This is a genomic window from Glaciibacter superstes DSM 21135 (assembly GCF_000421145.1).
In the GTDB taxonomy this organism is placed as follows: Bacteria; Actinomycetota; Actinomycetes; order Actinomycetales; family Microbacteriaceae; genus Cryobacterium; species Cryobacterium superstes.
In genome coordinates this window covers 268,555-293,440 of sequence record NZ_ATWH01000004.1, presented here as the reverse complement: position 1 = coordinate 293,440, position 24,886 = coordinate 268,555, and the positions used below count along the sequence as shown (strand labels likewise).

At 64.5% G+C, this 24,886-nt stretch carries 18 protein-coding genes and 3 tRNA genes; 12 read left to right on the top strand and 9 right to left on the bottom strand.

Translation table 11 applies throughout. The annotated features are described in order from the left end of the window. The first annotated feature begins 18 nt into the window (after positions 1–18). From K323_RS0107305 to K323_RS0107280, 6 genes are all read left to right on the top strand, one after another. A tRNA-Thr gene (locus K323_RS0107305) sits at positions 19–90 on the top strand. Positions 91–119: 29 nt separating this feature from the next. Beyond that, a tRNA-Met gene (locus K323_RS0107300) sits at positions 120–193 on the top strand. A gap of 17 nt (positions 194–210) precedes the next feature. Continuing rightward, positions 211–284: transfer RNA gene (locus tag K323_RS0107295), tRNA-Met, on the top strand. Between the two features lie 194 nt (positions 285–478). Then, on the top strand, positions 479–3,640 hold the full coding sequence (locus K323_RS24815) for an NPCBM/NEW2 domain-containing protein (RefSeq protein ID WP_022884631.1): 3,162 nt from the start codon (positions 479–481) through the stop codon (positions 3,638–3,640). Between the two features lie 145 nt (positions 3,641–3,785). Further along, positions 3,786–5,183, top strand: coding sequence for a guanine deaminase (gene guaD, locus K323_RS0107285; RefSeq protein WP_022884630.1), 1,398 nt, complete (start codon positions 3,786–3,788; stop codon positions 5,181–5,183). Between the two features lie 3 nt (positions 5,184–5,186). Beyond that, the gene (locus K323_RS0107280) at positions 5,187–6,125 is read left to right on the top strand and encodes a putative antibiotic biosynthesis monooxygenase (protein WP_022884629.1); all 939 of its coding nucleotides are present in this window, start codon (positions 5,187–5,189) and stop codon (positions 6,123–6,125) included. A 74-nt stretch (positions 6,126–6,199) separates the two neighbouring features. On the opposite strand, the gene K323_RS0107275 is transcribed toward K323_RS0107280, so the two are convergent. From K323_RS0107275 to K323_RS0107250, 6 genes are all read right to left on the bottom strand, one after another. After that, on the bottom strand, positions 6,200–9,334 hold the full coding sequence (locus tag K323_RS0107275) for a glycoside hydrolase family 2 TIM barrel-domain containing protein (protein ID WP_022884628.1): 3,135 nt from the start codon (positions 9,332–9,334) through the stop codon (positions 6,200–6,202). Positions 9,335–9,432: 98 nt separating this feature from the next. Next, positions 9,433–10,263, bottom strand: coding sequence for a ThuA domain-containing protein (locus tag K323_RS24810; RefSeq protein ID WP_022884627.1), 831 nt, complete (start codon positions 10,261–10,263; stop codon positions 9,433–9,435). After that, positions 10,260–11,435: a Gfo/Idh/MocA family protein gene (locus K323_RS0107265; RefSeq protein ID WP_022884626.1), complete on the bottom strand. Its 1,176-nt coding sequence runs from the start codon at positions 11,433–11,435 to the stop codon at positions 10,260–10,262. The genes K323_RS24810 and K323_RS0107265 overlap by 4 nt, the downstream gene beginning before the upstream one ends. After that, positions 11,432–12,325, bottom strand: a complete 894-nt coding sequence (locus K323_RS24805; protein WP_022884625.1) for a carbohydrate ABC transporter permease — start codon at positions 12,323–12,325, stop codon at positions 11,432–11,434. Before K323_RS24805 ends, K323_RS0107265 begins: the two co-directional genes overlap by 4 nt. A gap of 1 nt (position 12,326) precedes the next feature. Continuing rightward, positions 12,327–13,277 (bottom strand): carbohydrate ABC transporter permease, encoded by a 951-nt coding sequence (locus K323_RS0107255; RefSeq protein ID WP_022884624.1) that lies wholly within the window; start codon positions 13,275–13,277, stop codon positions 12,327–12,329. Then, entirely contained in the window at positions 13,277–14,617 is a 1,341-nt protein-coding gene (locus K323_RS0107250) for an ABC transporter substrate-binding protein (protein ID WP_022884623.1), read from the bottom strand. Before K323_RS0107250 ends, K323_RS0107255 begins: the two co-directional genes overlap by 1 nt. Positions 14,618–14,905: 288 nt before the next feature. On the opposite strand from K323_RS0107250, the gene K323_RS0107245 reads away from it, so the two are divergent. Further along, positions 14,906–16,123, top strand: coding sequence for an ROK family transcriptional regulator (locus K323_RS0107245; protein WP_022884622.1), 1,218 nt, complete (start codon positions 14,906–14,908; stop codon positions 16,121–16,123). Positions 16,124–16,174: 51 nt separating this feature from the next. Here K323_RS0107245 and K323_RS0107240 read toward each other — a convergent pair whose 3' ends face one another. Further along, positions 16,175–16,393, bottom strand: coding sequence for a DUF1918 domain-containing protein (locus K323_RS0107240; protein ID WP_022884621.1), 219 nt, complete (start codon positions 16,391–16,393; stop codon positions 16,175–16,177). A gap of 51 nt (positions 16,394–16,444) precedes the next feature. After that, complete coding sequence (locus K323_RS24800; RefSeq protein WP_022884620.1) at positions 16,445–17,095, bottom strand: SGNH/GDSL hydrolase family protein; 651 nt, start codon at positions 17,093–17,095, stop codon at positions 16,445–16,447. A 158-nt stretch (positions 17,096–17,253) separates the two neighbouring features. On the opposite strand from K323_RS24800, the gene K323_RS0107230 reads away from it, so the two are divergent. Both K323_RS0107230 and K323_RS0107225 read left to right on the top strand, forming a co-directional pair. Then, positions 17,254–18,039, top strand: coding sequence for a glucosamine-6-phosphate deaminase (locus K323_RS0107230; RefSeq protein WP_022884619.1), 786 nt, complete (start codon positions 17,254–17,256; stop codon positions 18,037–18,039). 40 nt (positions 18,040–18,079) lie between these two features. Then, complete coding sequence (locus tag K323_RS0107225; protein ID WP_022884618.1) at positions 18,080–19,318, top strand: N-acetylglucosamine-6-phosphate deacetylase; 1,239 nt, start codon at positions 18,080–18,082, stop codon at positions 19,316–19,318. On the opposite strand, the gene K323_RS0107220 is transcribed toward K323_RS0107225, so the two are convergent. Next, a complete protein-coding gene (locus tag K323_RS0107220; protein ID WP_033372551.1) occupies positions 19,274–20,281 on the bottom strand; it encodes a LacI family DNA-binding transcriptional regulator in 1,008 nt (335 codons plus the stop codon). The two genes, K323_RS0107225 and K323_RS0107220, sit on opposite strands and share 45 nt — an antisense overlap. 268 nt (positions 20,282–20,549) lie before the next feature. On the opposite strand from K323_RS0107220, the gene K323_RS0107215 reads away from it, so the two are divergent. The 3 genes from K323_RS0107215 (at position 20,550) to K323_RS0107205 (ending at position 24,885) form a co-directional block, all read left to right on the top strand. Continuing rightward, a complete protein-coding gene (locus tag K323_RS0107215; protein WP_033372550.1) occupies positions 20,550–21,722 on the top strand; it encodes a Gfo/Idh/MocA family protein in 1,173 nt (390 codons plus the stop codon). Between the two features lie 145 nt (positions 21,723–21,867). Further along, positions 21,868–23,835: an ABC transporter substrate-binding protein gene (locus K323_RS0107210; RefSeq protein WP_022884615.1), complete on the top strand. Its 1,968-nt coding sequence runs from the start codon at positions 21,868–21,870 to the stop codon at positions 23,833–23,835. Positions 23,836–23,892: 57 nt separating this feature from the next. Beyond that, positions 23,893–24,885 carry an ABC transporter permease gene (locus K323_RS0107205; protein WP_022884614.1) on the top strand — a complete coding sequence of 331 codons (993 nt, stop codon included), beginning with the start codon at positions 23,893–23,895 and terminating at the stop codon, positions 24,883–24,885. Position 24,886: the final 1 nt, after the last annotated feature.

Here is a 24,886-nt window from a genome sequence, read left to right as displayed (position 1 = left end):
CTGCAGGTGAGAAGCGCTGCCCCCTTAGCTCATTGGTAGAGCACTTCCTTGGTAAGGAAGAGGTAGTGGGTCCGATTCCCACAGGGGGCTCAGACAGTCGTTCAGTGAACGGATGTCGGGGCTGAGTAGCTCAGTTGGTGAGAGCGCACGACTCATAATCGTGAGGTCGCGGGTTCGAATCCCGCCTCAGCTACACTCGTTCCTACGCCCGGCGGGGTAGCTCAGGTGGTTAGAGCACACGGCTCATAATCGTGGTGTCGCGGGTTCAAGTCCCGCCCCCGCTACACCAGACGCAGCGCAGAGCGACGCTTCAGCTCCCTGGGCGTTGACGCAGCGCGGCATTCAAGCTGATCGGAACTGATCGAAGAATTCGGCCGGCTGATCGATATCGATCAGTTCGTCGACCGAATCGATCATGCGTTGCTAGCCTTGCGATGGCCCCCCTCTGAGGGGCATCACTGCCGTCGAAGGAGACCTGGTGCACCGATTGGCCCACCGCACGCGAAGCGCCGCTGCGACCGTTGTCGTCGGAACCCTGATCGGCGGTGTCTTCGTCGCTACTTCAGCTACGCCGGCATTCGCTGACGTGCCCATCGGTGACGCATACGTCTCCGACCTGGCCTGGCTGAGCGAATCGAACGGCTGGGGACCGATCGAGCGCGACCTGTCGAATGGCGAGTCGGCCGCCGGTGACGGCGTGCCGATCACCATCGGAGGCACGGTTTACGCGAAGGGCATCGGCATGCACGCCACTGGCGCCCTTTCGGTCGAGCTCGGCGAGAATTGCACGGGGTTCAGGGCCATGGTCGGACTGGACGATGAAGTCACCGCCGGGATCGGTACGGTGACGTTCCAGGTGTTCGGCGACGGCGCACTGCTGGCAGAGACCGGTGTGGTCTCCGGCAACGAACCGTCGGTCGAACTGGCTGCGGATGTCACGGACATCGACGTGTTGCGTCTCGTCGCGAACGAGGCGACCAACGGCAAGAACTACGACCACGCAGACTGGGGTGACGCAAAGCTCACGTGCAACGATCACGCTCCCGAAGAGCCGGTCATCGTTGAGGAGTGGGCAATCGACGGGCCAGAGGATGCTGCGGTGGACGCCGTACTGAAGCTGGACTCCGCCGGGCGCGTGGCGCTCGACGTCGTGAACGGTGAGACGGTTGTCGTACAGGCGACCCGCCTCGGGATCACGGGCGGCGACGGCGACTTCCGTGATGGCCTCACCTTTGTCGGTCGCACCGACGGTGTTGTCGCCGACGACTACACGATGGTGACCGGCAAGAAAGAGGAGCGTGCGTACAGCTTCGAAGAATCGATCTTCGAGTTCGCCAACGCAGATGGCGCCCACTTCTCCATCGCAGTGCGACTTTCCGACGATGGTGCCGCGTACCGCTACCTCGTGGCGGGTGATGGGGAACACCGCGTCGACGACGAGTCCGGCGCCTGGGAATTGCCGGCCGACGGCGCAGCGTGGATGCAGAAGTCCTACGCCGTGAACTACGAGGCCGAGTGGATGGAAACCACGGCTACGGCCTCGAACGGCACCGGGAGTGTGGGCTTCCCCGCCCTGTTCCAACAAGGCGAGCACTACGTGATGCTGACCGAAGCCGACCTGCACGGTGATTACTCCGGTTCGCACCTCACCCACGCGAATGGCACGTTGCGTTATGGCATCGACCTTTTCCAGGGAGCGCCGGTCACGGCAACGGGGGACCTCTCCACGCCATGGCGCGTCGCCATTGTGGGCGGCCTCGACACCATCGTCGAGTCCACGATCGTCGACGACCTCGCTACGCCGAACCAACTCGCTGACGATGACGCGTCCTGGATCAAACCCGGCGTCTCGAGCTGGAGTTGGCTCACCGACTGGAATAGTCCGAAAGACGAGGCTCGCCAGCGCGATTTCATCGACCTCTCAGCGCGCAACGGGTGGGAGTACACACTCCTCGACGAGGGCTGGGACGCGAGCTGGGTGCCGCGTACCGTGCGGTACGCCGAGACCAAGGGCGTCGACATCATCATCTGGTTCCACAGCCGGGACCTCCGCACGCAGGAGCAGCGCGACGAATGGTTGCCCAAAATCGCCTCCTGGGGTGTGAAGGGCATCAAGGTCGACTTCATGGACACCGACAGCCAGGAGATTCACCAGTGGTATGACCAGATCGCCGCCGACACTGCGGCCAACCACCTCATGATCAACTTCCATGGCTCATCGCTTCCCACCGGCATGCAGCGCACCTGGCCGCACATCATGAGCTACGAGGCCGTTCGCGGAGCAGAGAACGGTATCAGTCCGGCGCGGAGCCTGATGGTTCCCTTCACGCGAAACGTCGTCGGCTCCATGGACTGGACGCCCGGTACCTTCTCGCGCGGCAACGACAGTTCGTCGAAGGCGCACGAGGTGGCGATGAGCATCGTCTACGAGTCTGGCTGGCAGCACCTCTCCGACAAACCGGAGTCCTATGCCGCCGAGCCGAACGCCGAGCGCTTCCTCCAGAATCTCCCGGCCCACTGGGACGAGACGCAGCTTGTGAGCGGCACGCCCGCGAGTGACGTCGTGCTCGCACGCCGGGCGGGGGACCGCTGGTACATCGGCGGGATGCGCGCCGGATCCGGCGATCCACTGCAGCTGCCCCTTGAGCAGTTCGGTGGCAAGCACCTCATCGTCGACCTGCTGACGGATGACGGGACCAACGGTTCCGCAACCGTGCTCACGACTACGCACACGACGAAGGATCAGACACTCACGATTCCCACGGCGACGAACGGCGGATTCGCCGCGGTCGTCTGCCTCGACAAACCGAAGCGGGAGAGCTGTCTCACTCCAGCCGAGCCGTGGGCCGACGTTGACCTTGCGGTCGCGCCGTCATCCGCCGAGGTCGCTTCAGGAGGAACGATCGAAGTGACGGCAACGTTCGCCGCCCGGGCCGATGCGAAAAAGGTTGCCATCACTCCAACGGTTCCCGAAGGATGGGAACTTGCAGGCAAGACCGCAACGGCAAAGAAGCTCCCCGAGGGGGAGGTGCTCGAGGCATCATGGACCCTCACCGTCCCAGAGGACGACGTGAGCGGCACCGTAGAGATACCGGTTGAGGTCTCGTATCGAATCGGCAATGAGGTGCGAACTGCGGCGAGCCAATCGACGCTGTGGGTCGCCCCTGACCCACTCGACGGAGTGAACTTCATCTCCGACCTCGAATGGCTCGAGCAGTCAAACGGCTACGGCCCGGTCGAGCGCGACCTCTCCAATGGAGAGGCGGTGGCGAACGACGGTCGCCCGATCGAGATCGATGACGTCACCTACGCAAAGGGGGTTGGCATGCACGCCACTGGCGCGATCACCGCATGGCTCGGCGGCACCTGCTCTACGTTCGATGTGATCGTCGGTATCGACGATGAGTTGCTTGACGTACCAGGTGAGATCGGTATCGGCTCAGTGAAGTTCCTGGTTTACGGAGACGACGTGCTGCTCAGCGAAACACCCGTCCTCACGAACGACGATGCAGCGTTGTCCCTCGCGATCGACGTGACCGGGGTGAGGCAACTGCGACTGGTGGCGGACGAGGCGACGAACGGGAAGAACTTCGACCACGCTGACTGGGCTGACGCGAAGGTCACCTGTAGCGCCGGCTGATGGGGATCCTGCCGCCTCCTGGCACCTGCCTCTTGCCACCTGCTGTGGGGGTGAACCAGGGATATCCGTGAGGCCACCTCGCTGGATAGGCTGACCACGACCGCGGAGCCCTGCGCGAGCATCACCGATGAGATCGGCCCTACCCATGGCACAGACAGCGATTCGCGGAACATTCTTCGACTTCATCGACGACCCCTGGAAGCACGTCGGTGAAGAGCATCTCGCCGCCCGATTCGTGCGTGACGGCTTGCTCGTGGCCGACGATGGTGTGATCGTGGCGTTCGGCGACTACGACGACGTCGTCGCCGACTATCCCGATGTTGACGTCACTCACATCCTCGACCGGTTGATCACTCCCGGATTCATCGACGGCCACATTCACTTCCCGCAGACGCGCATGCTCGGCGCGTACGGCGAGCAGCTTCTGCCGTGGCTGCAGAAGTCGGTGTTCCCCGAAGAGATGCGGTACGGCGACCGGGAATACGCAGAAGAGGGCGCCACTCGCTTCTTCGATACCCTTCTGGCGTCGGGCACGACCACGTGCCAGGCCTTCACCAGCAGCTATCCGGTGACCACCGAGGTGTTCTTCGACGAAGCTGCCAGGCGGAACATGCGCGTCATCGGTGGTCTCACCGGTATCGACCGATTCGCCCCTGACGAGTACCTCGTCACTCCGGAGAGCTTCTATGACGACAGCACAGACCTCATCGAACGGTATTCGGGTGCGGGTCGCAATCTCTACGCCATCACTCCTCGATTCGGTCTTGGTGCCAGTAACGAACTACTCGAACAGTGCAGGCGCCTCAAGGCCGAACACCCAGACCTGTGGGTGAACACGCACATCTCGGAGAACCCGACGGAATGCCGAGATCTGCTCGCTGCTCACCCGGATTGTGACGACTATCTCGGTGTGTACGAGAAGTACGACCTGGTCGGTCCGAAGTTCTCCGGCGGCCACGGAATTTGGCTGAGCGACGACGAGTTCCGGCGTATCGCGGCATCCGGGGCATCCGTCACCTTCTGCCCGTCGTCGAACCTGTTCCTCGGGAGCGGCCTGTTCCGCCTCGGCCGCGCCACGGACCCAGAGCACCGCGTGAAGCTGTCGTTCGGAACCGACATGGGTGGCGGGAACCGGTTCAGCATGCTCAATGCGCTGGAAGACGCGTACAAGGTGGGCATGCTCAACAACACTCTCCTTGACGGCAGCGTGAACCCCCGCAACCAGGACCTTGCCGAAGCCGAGCGCAACAAGCTCTCGCCGTACCGTGCTTTCTACTCGCTCACCCTCGGAGCCGCAGAAGCACTCTATATCGACGAATGGGTCGGCAACTTCGAGGTCGGCAAGGAAGCCGATTTCGTGGCGCTCGACTGGACGGCTGGCCCCCCTGCCCTTGAATGGCACCAGAGCCTGCTCGTCGATGAGGACGGCCCCGCCACGGTGGAAGATGCCGCCACCCTGCTGTTCGGCGTAATGATGGTCGGTGACGAGCGGAGCGTCGACGAGACCTGGATCATGGGCGCGCGAGCGTACAAGAAGGGTTGACGGATGCCGGCGACCCTGGTCATCCATCGCCGCGTGGTCGACGGCCATAACTCTGAGTACGCGCAGTGGCAAGAGCGGATGGGCACCGCGTTGGCGGCCTGGCCGGGATTTCTCGACCGCTGGGTCTTGCCGCCGACTCCTCCCGGGCAGTTGGACTGGATCGCGGCTCAACGCTTCTCGACCGACGATGCCGCCCGCGCGTGGTTGCACAGCACAGAGCGTGAGTCTCTGCTGCAGGAAGCTGGCACGATCTTCGCGGGCAACGACGACGTTCAGATCTACACCGGCGAGGAGGAAGAACGGTCGGAATCGGAGCCAGCAACGGCGGTGATCGCCACCCGGTTTCCGCCGGAACGGGAGGCAGATTTCCTCGAGTGGCAGCGCGAGGTGATGGCGGCCGAGTCTCGCTTCGAAGGCTTCACTGGCCACCGACTTGATCGGCCGATGCCGGGTGTGCGCGACGACTGGGCCATGCGGCTCTCGTTCGACAGTCAGGATCATCTGTCTGCCTGGTTGGATTCAGACGAGCGCCGGACCCTCCTCGCAAAGGGGACGGCCTTCAACGAGAACATGTCGCTCACTCGCTCGTCACGCGGATTCGGTTTCTGGGCTCCTGGCCCACGTGACAAGGATCCGGTGTTCAAGAACAACCTGCTCGTGCTCCTGATGCTGTATCCGCTCGTCTTCCTGTGGGGGTACTTTGTCAGCGAGCCGCTGATCGACAGTCACGGCGTTCCGTTCTGGTTGTCGTTGTTCATCGGAAACCTGGTCAGCACCCAGCTTCTCGGCTGGGTTCTCGTGCCGTGGGTGTTCTCCCGGTTCGGTTGGTGGCTGAAGGGCGGGGGCTCCCGTGGCACCCAGATTCTCGGCTACGGGGTTGTCGTCGCGTTGTTCATCGTTTCGATGGCCGTCTATGCGTGGCTGCTCATGATCCGCGGCTGACGTCGTACGCGGCTGCCGCACTGTTCAGCCGCACTGTTCAGCCGCACTGGTCAGCCGCACTGTTTAGCCGCACATTACAGAGCGGCGAGTCGCAGGTGCATCGAACGCGACTCCGGGCGCAGCAGTGCGTCTGGCCAGACGTCCGGGCCGCAGGCGCGCGAACCGAGCCCGTTCTGGGCGGCGTCGAGGTAGAGATAGGTCGCGACCGGCGTCGGCAATTCGTGCTGGTGCGTAGCCCGGTCCACCTCCTGGGCCGTATGCCGGGCGAGGGTGAACCCCGGACGGCGGCCCCGCACATCCTCCTCGGCGTCCACGCGAAGCCATCCCTCGCCCCGCGAGGCCAGATCGAGGCGCCGCAGATCACTGCGGTGGCCGCTCTCCTGTGGCCACGCGTACGGAAATGTCAGCTGCTCGATGCCGGCCTGGTACCGGCCGACGAGCACGTGCCTGCGCGAGTCCGGGTACGACTCTCCCGGCCCCGTGCCGAACCATTCCGCTTCGTCCACGGCGACCGGCAGGTCGAAGCGGACCCCGAACCGCGGCCAGACGAGGTCCCACCGCGAGGTCGGGACCAACTGCAGGCCGAGCAGCACGGTATCGCCGTCAACCTCCCACCGCTCGTGGAGGTTCACTGCCGCGCGGGTGTCCGCGGCAGCCCAGCGCGTCGTCCGCTCGAGAGTCGTGGTGCTGCGCCGAATGTCGACGACGCGCGAGCTCAGGCGGTCGAGCCCGGCCTCGCGCCAGCGCGCGGCGTACGACGGTCCGGGGATGCCGAGCCCACGCCCCTCCATCGGGTCGCTGACGTCGTAGCTGCCCATGTGCGAGCCGCCGTCGTTGTCGGTGGGAGCGCGCCAGAGCTCGAGGCGCGGTCCGCTGACAGGTACACCGGCGAGCGCGATGAGTCGGCCGTTCGCAAACTCTGCCGGGCCGAGCGAGTAACGGCCGGTGACGTCTCGTTGCGCGCCCACCGCCGTCGGTCTCGCGCCGTCCGGCACCGAGCGGGAGACGGGCACAGTCGACCCGGGCGGCAGGGCCGTCTGTGCTGCGGCGAGCACGTGACCCGCCGCCGCCCAGGCGGTGTCGGCTGAAAGCGCCGCCGACACCGTGAACCACAGCTCACCGGCATCCGGCGTGTAATTGTCCCGATCGAGCTTCACATCGATGATCGCGGATTCTCCCGCGCGCAGAGGATGGCCGTCCGCCCCGGCGACGCCCTGCACACCGGCGGCGACTTCCGCCCCGTCGCGCTCTATCCGCCACGGAAAGACCAGGTCGCCGGCATCCGCCGAATGACGCAGGTTACGCACCGTAACCGTGGCAGTCTGCCGGGCCACGTCAATGGCGAAGCGGATCGGCGCCGTCACGGCCGCGAACTCTGCCAGCCCTGGCGTTGGGGTGCCATCGGACATCACCATGCCATCCATGCAGAAGTGGCCGTCGTGTACTCCGGTCTCGCCGAAGTCGCCACCGTAGCCGAAGAACGGGACGCCGTCTGCTGTGCGGGTGCGGATGCCGTGGTCGCGCCACTCCCACACGAAGCCGCCGTGCAGCCGGGGGTAGCGGTCCACCAGTTCTTCATAGAGCTCGATGCCGCCCGGACCGTTACCCATCGCGTGCACATATTCACAAAGCACGAAGGGCTTGGTGCGTTGGCGTGCGGATTGCGCCCCAGACGCGTCCATCAGCAGGGTCGTCGAGTCGCTGCCGATGCTCACGACCTCCGCGATGGATGGGTACATGCGCGAGTAGACGTCGGTGTAATCACCGGCCCGGTCGCCTTCGTAGTGAACGGGGCGCTCCGGATCGCGCGCGTGTACCCAGTCAGCCATCGCGGCCAGGTTCGCGCCGGTGCCGGACTCGTTGCCGAGCGACCACATCACGATGCTCGGGTGGTTCTTGTCACGCTCAACGGTCCGCTCGATGCGGTCGAGGTAGGTTGCGCGCCAGGCAGGGTCCTCGCTCGGGTTGTCCATCCATTCATCCGTGCCAGGGTTGAACGCGCTGCCGCCGTGATGGAAGGCGTGCGTCTCGATGTCGCACTCGAGCATCACCCAGAACCCGAGTTCGTCGGCAAGGTCGAGCAACCGAGGATGCGGCGGGTAGTGCGCCGTACGGATCGCGTTGACGTTGTGCCGCTTCATCAGCTCCAGATCACGGCGCACGAAGTCCTCGTCGAAGCCGCGACCCAGATCGGGGTGAGTGTCGTGCCGGTTCATTCCGTGCAGCACGACTCGGCGCCCGTTGACGAGGAAGCGGTCGCCCACAACCTCGACGGTGCGGAAGCCGAGGCGCAACTCGATCGTCTCCGCGCCGTCGCCGCTCACCACTGTGGCATCGTAAAGTCGCGGGCGCTCCGCCGTCCAGGGCTCGACCGTGCCGATCCCGATCGCCGTGACCTCCGCGGCGCTCGCCCACTCGACGTCGATGCCGAGCTCTGGTACGTGCATCCGCACGGGGTATGCGGCGTCCGCGGCTCGCAGCTCCGTCGACAGAAGCCCCTCGCCCGTGCGCTGGTCGAACCCAGCACGCACCCACACGTCTTCGAGCCCACCGACCGGCCGCGCCTGCACGGTCACGTCCCGGTAGATTCCCGGTAACCACCACTGGTCCTGGTCTTCGACGTAGGTGGAGGCCGACCACTGGTGCACGCGCACGGCGACAGTGTTGACCCCCGCCCTGACAGCCTCCGTCACATCGAACTCCTGCGCGAGCCGCGATCCCGTGCCGACGCCGATCTCTATTCCGTTCACCCACACCCGGTAGCGGGATTCGACTCCGTCGAATCGGAGCACGATCGCCTCGTATGCGTCGCGCGCCATCCACTCCGCCGGCAACTCGAATGTACGCCGGTGGTCGCCCGTGGGGTTCACGTCGGGCGAGTACGGCGGATCTTGCGGAAACGGCAACTGCACGTTCGTGTACTGCGGGGCGCCGTAGCGCCCCTCTCCCTGCAGAACCCAGTGGCTCGGCACGGGCAGCAGGTCCCATCCGGAGTCGTCGAAGCCCGGGTCGGCGAATGCCTCCGGGGCCTCGCCTGCCGGGAGGACGTCAGGGGCTCCGAGCATCCCTGGCACGCCGGCCAACAGGCGGAAGTGCCAGTCACCGTCGAGCGAGACAGTGGGCGCGTCAGAGTGCAGCCACGACCGCGCGGCGCGGCGCCGTCCCCGGCCGGGACCGACGTCGTTCAGGTAGTGATCGTTCTCAGGCATGGGGTGTCCTCTCAGGCCGCGGTACGCGGAAATGCAGGGTCAGTAGCTCGAACGGACGGATTCACACTGCACAGCACGCTCGAGCAGATCGGTCACGCTCAGGGCTCCTGCGTCGCGACGGGCTGGCGAGTGTAGTAGTCGACCAGTCCCTCCGGCGACTGCAGCACCGGCTGGTCGAACTCCCCGGTGAGGTACATCGGCGTCACCGTGTACGGCTCGCGCGCCCGCTCGGGGCTCGCCCACCGCACGCCGTTCGCGATCACGCGCTGCACGTCCGGGTGGTGGTACACGGGGTAGACCTCGTCGCCTGGACTGAAGTAGAAGACGCGTCCGTACCCGCGCCGGTAAGTGACACCGCTGCGGAACACCTCGCCGCCGGAGAAGCTGCTGATGAACACCAGCTCCTCTGGCTCCGGGATGTCGAAGAACTCGCCGTACATCTCCTGCCCGGGGATGACGATGGGCTGGTGCACTCCCTCGGCGATCGGATGCCGCGGCGCGATCGTCCACACCAGCTCACGATCGCCGTCATTGCGCCAGCGCAAGCTGCAGGTGGTCCCCATCAGACGCCGGAAGATCTTTGAGTGGTGCCCCGAGTGCAGAACGATGATGCCCATGCCCTCGAGCACGTGACGGTGGATGCGCTCGACGACCTCGTCGTCGACCTCCTCGTGGGCAGTGTGCCCCCACCACAGCAGCACGTCGGTCGCCGCGAGCGTCTCCTCGGTCATCCCATGGTCGGGCTCGTCTAGCACGCGCGTCGACACCGTTACGTCGCGTCCGAGCAGGCCGCTGATCCCGTCCGCGATGGTGCTGTGCATCCCGTCCGGGTAGATCCCGCGCACGACGGGGTTCACCTGTTCATGCCGGTTTTCCCCCCAGACGACGACGCGGATCGGTTCTGTATTCGCTGAGTCTGTACTGGTCATATGGCTCCTCCTGATGCGGTCGTGACGGGGGTGGATCCCCAGGCCGGGGTAGCGAGGCCGTCGGCGGCGCTGGCCCAGGAGCGCAGCAGCCCGGCGACGTCGCCCTGCTGCTCGTCGGCGATGGCCTGCGCGAGCGACTCCTCCAGCAACTCGGCGACGACCACGCGCTCGCCTTGGCGGTCGCTGCTGCGGATCGCGCCCTCGACCATTGCCAGGCTGAGGACGTTGGCGCGCACCTCGTTCTGCGGCGTCGTGCCGGCCCGGAGCGAGGTCACGAACTCCTCCAACGATCCCTCGATGCCCTCGCGCCGGTCCGGCACGTCGAATCCGATCCCCTCGGAGTCGACGCGGACATCGCTGTCGCCGTCCCAGGCTGCAGCGCCACGCTCGGCGTAAACGTGCCAGTCGGCGTTCCACGAGGTTTGCAGGCCCGGCGTGCACCGGCTGCCCGAATAAACGAAGCGCGCCCCCGAGGCGAGTTCGAACTCGGCCGTCGCAGCAGCGTCACCCGCGAACCAGCTCCACGGCGGGTTCCACGAGCTGCAGCGCACCGCAACCGGTTCGTCGCCGGTGAGGTAGCGGAGCATGTCGAAATGGTGGACGGACATGTCCACGAGCAGCGGATGCGCCATCTGCTCGCGGAAGCCGGGCTCGTGATCGGCGTGGAAGAACTGCGCGTGCACAGCGGCCAGTGGGCCGAGCGCGCTGACGGCGCCGCGGAACGCCGCCAGGTGGTTGAAATACCGGCGCGACTGGCTCACCATCAGCAGGCCGCCGGTGAGCTCCGCGAGGGCAACCTGGCGGAGCGCCTCGGCGACAGTCGGGCCGAGCGGCTTCTCGCACAGCACCGGCAATCCGGCGCGCAGAGCCTGCTCGTTGACGACGCGGTGGGCCTGCGGCACGGTCACGTTGACCACGGCCTCCGCCCCAGCGCGCTCGGCGACCTCGGCGACGGAGTCACCAACGATGACGCCGCCTTGGCCAACGGATGCCACCACAGTCGCCGCGAGGTCGAGGTCCAGGTCCACGACGCCAACGAGCGCCGCGTGCGGCGACACCGCGAGCATCCGGATCCACTCCCCGCCCATCGCGCCGGCACCCACCACGACGACCGGCAGGCGGTCTCCTGGCTCGGTCGGTTGGTCCGTGCGGTCGATCATCGTCGTGGTCATCCCTTCACCGCGCCGCCGAGGCTGGAGTGGAGCAGATGCTTGCGCACGAAGACGTAGAGCACGGCTGGCGGCAACACGTAGACGATCGCGCTGGCGGCGAGGAGGCCCCAGTCGACCTGGTTGTGCTCGCTGAAGGCCCGGAACAGCCCAATCGAGAGCGGGTAGAGCTCCTGGCTCTGCAGCATCACGAGTGGAGTGAGGAAGTCGCCCCAGATGCCCATGAAGGTCAGCATCGCGGCGGCGCCCAGGCCGGGTCCGACGAGCGGCAATACGATTCGCCGGATGGCCTGGAAACGGGTGTTTCCGTCGACCCAGGCGGCCTCCTCCAGTTCGATGGGAACGGCGGAAATTGTTCCCTTGAGTAGCCACAGCGTCACCGGGAGCTGGAGCACCGCTTCGACGAGGATGAGGCCGATGAGGGAGTTCGTGAGATGCAGGTTCACCATGATCAGGTAGAGCGCAACGATCGTGGCCGGTGCGGGGACCACCCTGATCAGCAGGATGCTGAACATGAATGTGCGGCGCCCCCGGAACGCGAAGCGGGCGAGCGCATACCCCCCGGTGAGCCCGAGAACGAGGTTCAGTGTCGTGCCAGCGATTCCGATGATCAGGCTGTTGAGCAGCAGAAGTGGGGTGCCGGAGTTCGTGAAGAAGCGCCCGAAGTTCTCAAATGAGAATGCAGGCAACTGCACATTCGGCCCCGCATTCGCGTCAACGGCACTCAACACCAGCCAGGCGAACGGCACCACGCAGAAGAGCGCAAGCAACACGATGAGGGTATGGCCAAGCGCCCGCTGCATGACTTCGGCTGGGGTGAGTGGACGTCGCCTGAAGCGTCGCACAGGGGCGACCGGTTCCTGGGACGCGACAGGGATGGCATCCGCCGTCATCTCACACCTCCACTTTCGCGAGTCGCACGTAGACGAAACCCAGAATCAGCACGATGGCCAGCAGGATTATCGACGCGGCGCTGCCGATCCCGATCTGGGAGAACTGCAGCGCGCGCTCGTAGATGTAGATCGCCGCGATGCGGGTCTGGCCACCTGGACCGCCCTGCGTGAGTAAATAGACGAGTCCGAAGGCGCCAACCGTGCTGATCGTGGTCAGCAGTAGATAGAGGAAGACCGGGCCGCGGATCAGCGGCAACGTGACGTGCCGGAACACTTGCACGGCACTGGCGCCATCGATCCTCGCGGCCTCGATGAGCTCGGCCGGCACGTCTTCGAGTGCGGCCTGGAACATGATCATGGCGAAGGCGATGCCGCGCCAAATGTTGACCGCGATGATCGAGGCCATCGGCACCACCTGCAGCCAGTCCGTCGACGCGGCGCCGAAGAGCCCGGTCAGCTGATTCAGCGTGCCAGAGGAGTCGCTGGACAGCACGCTCGCCCAGGTCAGGGACGCCACCACCTCTGGCACGACCATCGGCATGAGGATCGCGGCACCGTAGAGGCCCTTGCCGCGGATCCATGGCCTGCTGAGTATGAGCGCGGCGACCATGCCGAGCACGGTCTGGCCGATGATGGCGGAATAGAGCACGAATTCGCCGGTGTGCCCGATCGAGGCGATGAAGTCCGCGTTCGTCAGCAGATAGACGAAGTTGTCGAAGCCGACAAACTGCGGATCACGGGCTGCGAATCCGGTGAGTTGGGTGTTCGTGAAGCTGAGGTACACGCTGTACACGGCGGGAGCCACGATGAACGCTGCGATCAACACAGCGGCCGGACCGAGCAGCAAAAGGAGCAGGGCCGAATGGCGGGTACGCCGCCCGCTGCGTCGCTTCGGCGACGGCGGGCGTATGCCCACCGCCGCCGAAGCGGGTGCGTCAGTTATCGAGGTCATTACTTGACGAGGGTCGGGCCGAGCAGGTCGGTCGCGTCTTTCACGAACGCAGCGTAGGCCTCCTTGCCGTCCGCCGCGCCGGTGATGATGAGTTCGGTCGCTGCTGCAATCGCCTGCGCGATCTGTTCGGCCCCGTCTCCCGTCGGCACGTAGACGCTGCTCTGAAGGTCTTCGCCCGCCTGCAGCAACTTTGGCTCGTCGGCGTATGGCTTCACGTCGGCGAGGTCGTCACGCGGGGCCGCAGCACCAGAGGAGACAAGCTGCTCGGCGAGCGGCTCGCCGCTGGAGAGGTACTGGGCGAGGAGCATCGCCTCATCCTTGTGCTCTGACTTCTCAGGGATGGCGAAACCGGAGCCGAGGCCGCTCCAGCCGAAGGGCTCGTCGCCGCTCCGGAGCGCCGGGTACTGCCAGGTGTCGACCTTTTCAGTCAGGTCAGGGATCGGAGCGGCACCGTTGGGGCCCCAGTCGAACTTCCAACCCGAGGTGCCCTGCGCCGCGACCTGGATCTCGCCGGCCGGGAACTTGACGTACTTGGTCGGCTCCCACGGATTGGGGTTCTCCAGATCCTGAACCGGGAGTAGTCCATTCGAGTAGAGCTCGCTGTACAGATCGAAGACCGCAGCAAATCCGCTGCTCTCGAGGTCCCACTTGCCTGTCTCGAGGTCGTAGTAGTCCTGATCAGTGCCTCCGAGGATCGGTTGGAACCCCTCGGTCCACGTGCTTCCGCCCCAAGCGGTGCCAGCGGGGATGACGATGGGCGTGCCACCGGTCTTCTCCTTCACCTCAACCAGGCGGGCGATCAGGTCGTCCCAGGTCGCCGGCTGGCTAGTGTCGATACCGAGCTCTGTCAGTACGTCCTTGCGGTAGAAGAGGTTCTGCACGCCCGTGTCGTGCACGAGGGCGTAGATGTGGCCGTCTTGGCGCACCATCGCCTCCTTGAACTGCGGGTAGTAGTGATCCCAGCCGTCCCACTTGTCGAGGTAGTCGTCGAGCGGAGCCAGATAGCCGGCGCCGGCGAAGCCGGGAACGAGGCTGTCGCCCATATCGATGAGGTCGGGAGCCTGGCCGGCGATGAGCTGCTGGGTGACCTTGGTCTTGAACTGGTCGTCGGTCAGGACGTCGGCCACGAGCTTGACCTTGATGTCCTTTCCCTGCTTCTTCATGGCCGCCTCAAAGCCCGGGAGGACCTTCTTGATGGAGTCGATACGGGTCTGTTGAAATTCCATGATGGAGATAGTGACGGATCCGTCGCTGCTGCTGCTGTCAGCAGAGCAGGCAGCGAGCCCACCCGCCGCGACAACAGCGACGACAAAGGCGGCGATCCCACGATTGCGCTTCATTGCGGTGCCTCTCTCCGCTCTGCTCCCAATGGCCACTTTGCCTATTCGATGGGATAAAGTGTGATCAACATGTTAGGACATAGTCGGGCGCCCGTCAACCGGCCGGCCAGTTTCATCTTGTATGCCCGTAAAGTGAGCAGCGGATGGCGAAACCAGACACGACCTGCACGAGGAAAACGAACTGAAGTGGCTGGTCCGGCCGCGCGGCAGTTTGGCTGTTTGATAGAATAATCGGTGCGCGGCAGATTACGGCCAGCGCGTCGGACCGGCTGAGCGCACGGGGGTGACATGTTCCGAGGCAGCAACCTGCTCCGCCTGGCTGACTACAACCAGGCGGTCATCCTCGACCTGATCCGCCGGGATCCCGGCAAGAGCAGGGCAGATCTGCAGCGCAATTCCGGGCTCGCGTCTCAGACCATTTCCAATATCACCCGCCGCCTCATCGACGCCGAGATGGTGTGCGAGAGCGCACCAGGCGATGCGGTTCGCGGACGGCCAAGCATCCCCCTGACCGTCAACGGCGACGGCGCCTTCGCTGTCGGCGTGCACGTCGACCCCGCCCGCCTCACAATCCTGCTGCTCGACGTCGCCGGCGAGGTTCGCAGCCGACAGCAGTTGCGCACCCCGCAGGCCACTAACCCCGGCGAGATGACATCGCTCATCGCTGTGAGCACCGGCCGTCTCATCCGCGAGGCCGGCATCGATCGAGATCGGGTGCTCGGGCTGGGCATCGCCGTGCCAGGCCCGCTCGACGTGCGGACTGGTGTCGTGCTCGACCCGCCCCAGCTGCCCAAATGGCGCGGCGTGCGACTGCGTGCCGACCTCCACGACGCCACAGGGATGCCGGTGCTGCTCGATAAGGATGTCACCGCGTCGGCCACCGCGGAGCTGCGCAAATCTGCCGACTCCGACTCCGACTTCCTGTTCGTCTACCTCGGGTCCGGTGTCGGCGCCTCCGTGGTCAACCAGGGTCAGGTGCTCCGCGGCGTCAGCAACAACATCGGCGAGATCGGTGACATCCTGGTCGACCCCGCGGCAGAGGACCTCGGCTGGAGCGGGCGGCGTGGCGGGCTTGCCGCCGCCTGCGTCCCAGAGGCGCTCGTCATCCAGGCGGCCCAGGCCGGCCTGATGCCGCTGCCCGATCTGACCGATTATCTGACAATCGACGACGCCTGCACCACGCTCTGCGAGCTGGCGGCCGCGGGAAATGCCGAAGCCTCTGTCATTCTGAATCGTGCCGCGCGGCGGGTCGCTGTCGGCATTGGCGTGCTCGTCAACTTCCTCGATGTACCCCGCGTTGTGCTCGGCGGCCCCACCTGGAATCGACTCTCCGGAGCCTTCCTGCCCGTGCTTGAGGACGCGGTGCGCCACGAGCTTGTCGTTTCTCGCGAGGCATTCGCCGTCGTCGGTTCGGCCGTTGGCGAGCAGATCGCCGCCCAGGGCGCCGCCGAACTCGTGATGGATCACTTCCTCGCGCCTCGCGCAAGCGTGCTGGTCATGGACTGATCCCGCCGGCAGCCCGCGACGTGGAGCGCCCAGAAATCGCCACAATCCGCTTCAGCCGGGCGGAGTATCCGACCCGGCGTGGTCGACGACGAAGTCGCTGCCAGGAAAGACGATGCTCTCGTGGCCGTTCTCGAACCGCACCAAGTACGGGGGACCGCCGTCTGCGCCGCGCACCTCGACGATCTCACCGTGTCGATCGGGTGTCTCAACCGTTCTGCCTCGGATGAGTATCCTGTCGCCCGTCGTTGCGTGCGTGGAAATCACCTCCACGTCCCCACGCTACGCCCATTCAGGCATCGTTGACAGGATGCCTGCACGGCTCTACCGTCGGCCGCCGAGGCCGACAGCACCAGGCGGGCTGGCCGTGGTGAATACGGTCTGGATCCAAAGGTCTGCCAGCAATCTGTGCCCCAACGGCGTCGGATGGACCCCGTCATAGGCGATGGCAGCCGCGCCATGCTGTTGCGCCTGGGAGTCGAGGTATGACTGCGCGGGAACGAATATCGCCCCGAACACCTCAGCGAGCTCGCGCACAGCCGCGGCCTTGGGCGCGAGGTCGTTGAGCCACGCGTCCTGTTCCGGCCGCACCGGAAGCAGGAACGGCTCGATCAAGACGACGGATGTCGCCTCCGCCGGAAGCCGCTCGAGTATGCGCCGATAACCGGCGCGGAAGGCGGCAGTGGAGGTGGGATCATTGCGGCTGAACCTGTGCCACATGTCGTTCACGCCAATCAGAATCGACAGGAGGCCCGGGTGGTGATCGACCACGTCGTGGTCCCAGCGTTGCTCGAGGTCACAGACACGATTACCTCCGATGCCGGTGTTCACCACGTCCTTCGCGGCGAGTTCCAGTGCCTCGTTCAGCAGGCGAACATATCCGAAACCGAGATGGTCGGGGTCAGCCCTCCGATCGCAGTCCGTAATGCTGTCTCCGGTGAAGAGGACGCCCGTGCGATGTGCGGCCTGGGACATCTGGAGCACTCCTTTGCCGCTCGGCACCTGCAGTAGGCGCAGTTCACGGCGCCACTGCAAGCATACGCAAATCTTGCATGATTGTCGCATCCGCTTGCATTACCCCAACGACACTCTTCATAATGAGACGAGTTCCGTTCAGCAACGAAAGAGTCGACATGTCGCAACCATCGAACACGTTCATCGCAGGGAACCTCGCCGTCGAGGTGTACGACAGCGAACAGGCGATGGGCAGGGCCGCAGCACAACGAGCCGCCGCGGTCATCACCGACGCCATCACAGCGAGAGGTGAAGCCCGTGTTGTCGTCGCCACCGGCAACTCGCAGTTCGAATTTGTCAACGCGCTGCAGGACCAACCCATCGACTGGGGCAGAGTCACCGTCTTCCACATGGACGAATACGTCGGCATGGATGGTGACCACAGCGCCAGCTTTGTGCGCTGGATCCGCGAGCGGGTCGAGGTGCCGTTCCATCCCGCACGGGTCGAGTACATCCACGGCAACGCGCCGGACCCGGAGGCGGAATGTGCGAGGTACGAGGTCGCACTCCGCGAAGCACCCCTTGACCTCGTGTGCATGGGCATCGGCGAAAACGGGCACATCGCCTTCAATGAACCGTTCGAGGCCAATGTCAACGACGACCGCTTCATCAGGATCATCGAGCTCAATGACGTTTCTCGGCGTCAACAGGTCGGCGAAGGCCACTTCCCCAGCGTCGCAGACGTTCCGGCGCAGGCGATGTCCCTGACCGTCCCCGCATTGCTGTCTGCCCGCGTGGTGCAGGTGTGCGCGCCAGAGTCGCGGAAGGCCGAAGCAGTGGCCAAGACGATGAGCGAGCCCATCTCCAATGCCGTCCCGTCGACATACCTGCGGAACTGCCCGCACGCCACACTGTTCCTCGATCCTTCATCGGCTGGCCAGATCGCGACTCCTGCCGGAAACTAGATCCAGGCCCAGAACGATGGCTATTGGGAAAGGGGTGCCGATGGACAGGTTCGCCCTCACCAACGCCCGATGCGCCCTGCCGGGTGGCATGCAGGAGAACCTGGCGATCGTTGTGGCCGGCGATCGTATCGAGACGATCTGCCCCATGGCAGATTTCTCCAGTGGAACGTCGTTCGAGTCCGTTCCCAGCATCGACGTTGATGGTCGCCTGACGACTGCGGGTCTGATCGACATCCACGTGCACGGTGCTGACGCACTCTCTTTCGACACCGTTGATCCGACCGAACCTGCTCGAATCGCCGACTTCTACGCCGCGAGGGGCGTGACCGCCATCGCGGCGTCGCTGGTTTCTGCGGCGATACCGGAACTCAGTGGCCGGATCGAGAATCTCCGTGCTGCGGTGGAACACCCACAACCCGGGCACGCGCGAGTACTGGGCGCGCACCTGGAGGGACCCTTCCTGGCCGCTTCGCAGGCCGGTGCGCATGATCCGAAGGCCCTGGTGAGCCCGGACTCGGTGGACTGGCGACCCCTTGTCGACGCGGGCGATCTACTCTCTATGGTCACGCTGGCACCGGAACTGACAGGAGCGGTCGAACTGACGCGGGCTCTCGCCGGCGCCGGAGTCGTGGTGGCGGCGGGGCACAGCGAAGCACGCGGCCGTGAGTTGCGCGCCTGTGTGGAAGCCGGGCTCAGTCACATCACCCACCTCTGGAGCGGCCAGTCCACCTTGATTCGTAACGGTCCATGGCGATTGCCAGGCTTGCTGGAGGAATCGCTCGCATCGATAGGGCTCACGGCGGAAGTCATTGCCGACGGCAAACATCTTCCATTCCCCCTCCTTGAGATTGCCAGGCGTTGCCTCGGCGGAAGGCTGGCGATCGTGTCGGACGCAACGGCAGGCGCCGGACTGCCCCGTGGAGCGGAGTATGACCTCGGCGGCATTCGCTGCGTGGTCGACGACGGAGTCGCGGTGGTGAAGGATGCCGCGTCTGGGGCGTTCGGCGGGAGCGTCACGCCGTTGCCCGCGATGCTCGATATTCTTGTCCACCAGGCGGGATGGGACGAACACGAGGCGATCATGGCAGGCACCGCCGTCCCGGCGGGCATCATGAACGCCGGGAATCGGCAGGGCAGACTGGCACCTGGCTACGCAGCCGACATAGCCATTTTCGACCACGGTTTCCGCGCTGTCGGAACAGTCGTTCGCGGGGTGGTGCGGGGCTGCGACGGTCTACACAGCGACGGATCCATCCCGAGGATGCGGGACCGAGGTTGATGAGCGCACGATCAGGTGCGTCTCCAGCTCGACAATCTGTGGCTCGTGTTTTCCAGGTGTGGAGAGTTGCTCCAGGATGATATCGACGGCGGCCACCCCGGCTTCGGCTCCGGGAACATGCACGCTGGTCAGGGTGGGGTACGCCATGCCGGACATGGGGCTGTCGTCGACACCGATCACGCTCATATCGCGTCCGATCCGCAAACCGCGCTCGGTGAGCCTCGCCATTACCCCGAGGGCGATGAGATCGTCATAAGCGATCACGGCTGTGACGGCACTGGCGTAAACCAGGTCGGCAGCTCGTGCTCCAGCCTGGATCTGCGCCTCGAAGGGGCCGAACTCGCTCAGGGTCATGCCGAGGCGCGCGCACGCCGATTCGATTGCAGACTGGCGAAGGGCATTCGACCAGGACCGCTTCGGGCCATTCAGATACGCGATGTTGCGGTGGCCGAGGGCGTGCAGGTGCTCGACTGCCTGCACCATGCCGTCGCCGTCGTCAATGAGCACGAAGGAGGCCCCTTCGACTTCACGATTGACAAACACGATGTTCGGGATGTCTCTCAGGCCGGCCAGGTGAGCGGACGCAGTGCGAGGAGACACCATGATCAAGCCGTCCACGCGTTTAGCGAGGTTGCGTGCACGATCGATCTCGTCGACGGCGTGCTCGTCGACATCACTCAGCAGCACCGTCATCCCGCGCCTGGCCGCCCTGGCCTGGACGGCCTTGATGATGGGCGGGAAGAATGGGTTCGCGATGTCGGGAACGATGATGGCAAGCGTGTCCATCCGTCCGGAGGTGAGCGACCTGGCCACCTGGTTGGGCACGTAGCCCATCTGGTGCACCGTCTGCTGAATGCGCTCCCTGGTCTGGGCGTTGACCTTTTCGGGCATCGACAGGGCGCGGGAAACGGTCGAGGCGCTCAAGCCGAGGGCATTGGCGACATCGGTCAGTGTTACGGCCATAGCCCGTCTTTCTCTGAGGCGCTGCGGGAGCGCGATGGTCCCGTTCACTGCATGCTATCGTCCGAATGCCTCAGTGCAGAAACGGTTTGCGGTGTTTCGAAGGCGGACATCTACCTGTGATCGAGACACTTCGCGTCCTTCCATGCTCTGATGATGCGTCGGGCGATTGATTTGCTATGCACATTGCGACAAGCGCTTGCCTTCCGTAGGCTGATATCTGGAGCGGCCTTCTCTGGCCCCGTCACGCATAACAAAGAGGTGTGGACACGTGAAGAAGCTGCGTTTGGGAGTTGTTGGGTTCGGAAACCGCGGGGTGATCGCGCATCGGGCTCTCGCGGTGGATCCTGATCTGGAAGTCGTGGTGTCCGCGGATCCGGGTGCCACTGCCAAGGAGCGGGCGCGGGCCACTTTCGGAGCGGATGTCGCACTGGTCGATACTGTTCAGCAGCTCATCGACATCGGCGTCGATGCGGCGTTCGTCACTACTCCCGACTACCTCCATCACGATGCGGCGACCGCGCTGCTGCGCGCGGGTGTTGCCGTTTTCGTTGACAAGCCGCTGGCCATCACCCTGGAACAGGCCGATGACATCCTGCAGGCTGCGTACGACACCAAGACCAAACTCTATGTCGGCCACAACATGCGTCACATGCCGGTGATCCGCATCATGAAGGACCTGGTCGACGAAGGCGCCGTCGGTGAAGTGAAGGCGGTATGGGTGCGCAACTTCGTCGGGGAGGGAGGTGACCGCTTCTTCAAGGACTGGCATGCCGATCGGTCCAAAGTGAATTCGCTTGTTCTGCAGAAGGGCTCGCACGACATCGACATCGCTCATTGGCTTGCCGGTTCTTACACGACCAGGGTGACCGCGATGGGGTCGCTCAGCGTCTACGGCCAGATCACCGATCGGACAGACCGCACCGGGCAGGTCGTTCGAGAGTGGATCTCGTCTGACAACTGGCCCCCGCTTTCCCTCACCGGGTTGAACCCGGTGATTGATGTCGAAGACATCTCCATGCTCACCATGCAACTGGCCAATGGAGCCTTCGCCAGTTATCAGGAATGCCATTACACGCCCGACTACTGGCGGAACTTCACCATCATCGGCACAGAGGGACGGATCGAGAATTTCGGCCTCGAAGTCGGCGGTTCAGTTCGCCTTTGGAACAAGCGCACCGTGTATGAAGAGCACGGCCACCGTGAGATCCCCATCCCCCTGGTGGAAGGCGGCCACAGCGGAGCCGACCCGGCATTGCTCGCCGAGTTCATCCGATTTGTGCGTGAGGGCGGTGTGACCGAGACGTCACCGGTTGCGGCGCGAGAGGCCGTTGCGACCGGCGCGCTGGCAGCCGACTCCCTCAGGCACGGTTCGGTGCCGCGCGACGTGCCGCCTCTCCCCGCAGACCTGATCGCCTATTTCGAAGCCGGCCAGCCCGCATGAGCGTGGGATGTCGGCATCAGTCCCCACTGATGATCGGACCTTGCTGTCAGTGGAGGCAGGATGCCGCATATTGCGACAAGCGTTTGCAGCCTGTATCCTCGTACTACCCGCGGGCCAAGTGCCCCCAACCGGTTGGGAATCAACGATGACTTCAACGCCCGGACTCAGTCGCCGCAGCTTCGTTCAGCTCGGAGCAGGCATGATCGCAGGTGTGGCCCTTGTCACCCTGGCCGGCTGCACCTTCGACGCTCCCGCCGGCACGGCCGGTGCCGCTGGAACGAAGACCAGCCTCAAGGAAGCGCCCATGCTCACCAAGCTGGTGAAGGAGGGAAAGCTCCCAGAATTGGCGAAGCGCCTTCCGGCCAAGCCGGCCGTCGCCGCATCTTTCGGTGGGACTGCTCTCTACGGTGGGACCCTGAAACGCGGACAGCTGGATGCCGGCGATCGCGGGGTCATGCAGGCGTTCGCTACGGCGAGCTTCGTCGAATGGGACGAAGACAACCGCAAACCAGTCCCCTCGCTGGCTGAGAAGTTCGAATCGAATGACGACATGTCCGAATTCACGATGACCCTGCGCAGCGGACTCAAATGGTCTGACGGAGAACCGTACACTGCGGACGACGTGCTGTTTGTGATGCAGAACTGGCTCGGCAACAAGACCATGATGCCCTCTGCCCCGTATTGGTTCAGTAGCGCCGACAAATCGGTCCCGCAAGCTGAGAAAGTGTCGGATACGGTGATCAAGATTTCTTTCACCTCGCCGACCCCGCTCTGGCCGAAGTACCTGTCGAACCCTTCCGTCGGAGGACAATTCGTCAAGCCGTTGCACTACCTCCGGCAGTTCCATCCGGATTTCACGGACCAGGGGACCGTTGACGCCCAGGCGAAGGCGGCCGGGTTCGATTCCTGGGACAAGTACTTTGCGGATCGCGACAACACCTGGACGAACCCTGACGTTCCAGTGATGGGTGCATACCGCGTCATCACCTCGGCGAGTTCCGCCAGTGGAACCGCAGATCTCGAGCGCAATCCGTATTACTATAAAACAGATGCCGATGGCCGTCAGTTGCCGTTCGTCGACCGACTGCAGGTGCAGATCCTGGCCCAGGAAGCGCTCGACCTCCGTGCCGCGAACGGCGACCTCGACTTCCAGGCCCAGTTCCTGGGCTACAACACCACGCAGGTGTATCTCCAGAACGCCGAGAAGAACGGCTTCCACGTCGATCGCTGGACTCCGGCCGGGAGCCTCTTGAGCCTCTGCCCGAATCTGAGCCACAAGGATCCCGAGATTCGCGAGCTGTTCTCGAAGAAGGAGTTCCGGGGGGCGCTCTCGCAGGCCATCAACCGCGAGGCAATCAACAAATCGCTTCTGGGCGGCTTGGGCGTTGTGATGCAGCCCGTGGCGCCCAAGGGCGATGAGTACTATAGCGACGGCATCGGTAAGAACTTCCTTGAGTTCGACGCCGACGCAGCCAATAGTGCACTGGACGAACTCGGCCTGACCGAGAAGGACTCCAACGGCGTCCGGCTGATGAACAGCGGCAAACCACTCGACTTCGTGCTTCTCTATGTCGATGCAACCACGGAAATCGCCCGGACCGACGCATACTCCATGGTTGTGAAAGACCTTGCAAACGTCGGCATCAAACTCACGTTGAAGCCGGCCGACAGCACGCTATACACTCAGTCGCGCACGACCAACGATTACGACATCGACGGAACAACCGTTCCGCAGACCAAGTTCGACCTCGAGCCGGTCTGGTACGTTCCCACCGGCGGCAACTCGCATTCAGCGCCGGCATTCGGCCAGTGGTACGCCTCGGCGGGAGAGTCGGGGGAGCAGCCGTCGGCCGATGTGCAGAAACTGCTCGACTCGTGGGATGCGCTGCGCACAGCCACGTCGGACGATGCGCGGGTCAAAGCCGGCAAGGCCATCATGAAGCAGCACAGCGACGAGTGCTACATGATCGGCATTCTTGCGCTACCGTTCGTCCCGGTTGTCATCAACAACGATCTGCTCAATGTGCGCGACGACAAGCCGGAACTGGCCTTCGTCCTCGGCCGGGAGCGCGTCACCAAACCAGAGCAGTTGGCGTTCGCCACCGGTGAATGACGCGCTGCACGCCGGGAGGGGCAAGCGCTCCGAGCCCCACGACGGTGGTGAGGCCTGATGATACGGTTCATCGGCGCCCGGATCCTCTACGTCATTCCGACGCTCTTCGCCATCTCCCTGATCTCGTACTTCATCATCCAGTTGCCGCCCGGCGACTTCCTGACCTCGCAGATTGCGTCCCTGGAGCAGCAGGGCCAGACCCTCGATCCGGCCTACGTCGATGCGCTGCGACAGCGTTACGGGATCGGGGAACCGTTCTGGGTGCAGTACGGCAAATGGATGGGGGGCATCCTCTTCGAAGGTGACCTCGGCCAGTCATTCGAATACGGTCGGCCGGTCACGGCACTGATCGCGGAGCGACTTCCGCTGACCCTGATCCTCGGCGTCACAACACTCATCTTCACCTGGGTCATCGCCCTGACCGCCGGCGTGTATTCGGCGGTCAAGCAGCGCAGCTTCGCCGACTACGCCATTTCGACCGTCGGTTTCATCGCACTGGCGATCCCGAACTTCCTCGCCGCCCTGCTGCTCGCCTACGCCGGTTTCACCCTCTTCGGCGCGAGTATCGGCGGCCTATTCTCCCCGGAGTACGCCAATGCGCCGTGGAGCTGGGGCAAGGTCATCGACCTGATGAATCACCTGTGGATCCCCGTGCTGGTGATCGGCCTCGCCGGAACCGCCGGGATCATCCGGGTCACGAGGGCTAACCTCCTCGACGAGCTTCCGAAGCCGTACGTCGTCACCGCGAGGGCAAAAGGCCTCCCAGAGGGAAAGATCATCAGGAAGTACCCGCTGCGGATCGCGCTGAACCCGTTCATCTCGACGGCCGGCTGGCATCTGCCGTCGCTGTTCGACGGAGAGGTCATCGTGGCCCAGGTGCTCGCGCTCGGAACGACAGGGCCGCTTCTCCTCGGCGCGCTGAAAAGCCAGGATATGTACTTGGCGGGCGGCATCATCCTGATCATCGCGGTCCTGACGGTCATCGGAACGCTGATGTCGGACATCCTGCTCGCCGTGGTCGATCCGCGCGTTCGATTCGGGAAGGCGTGAC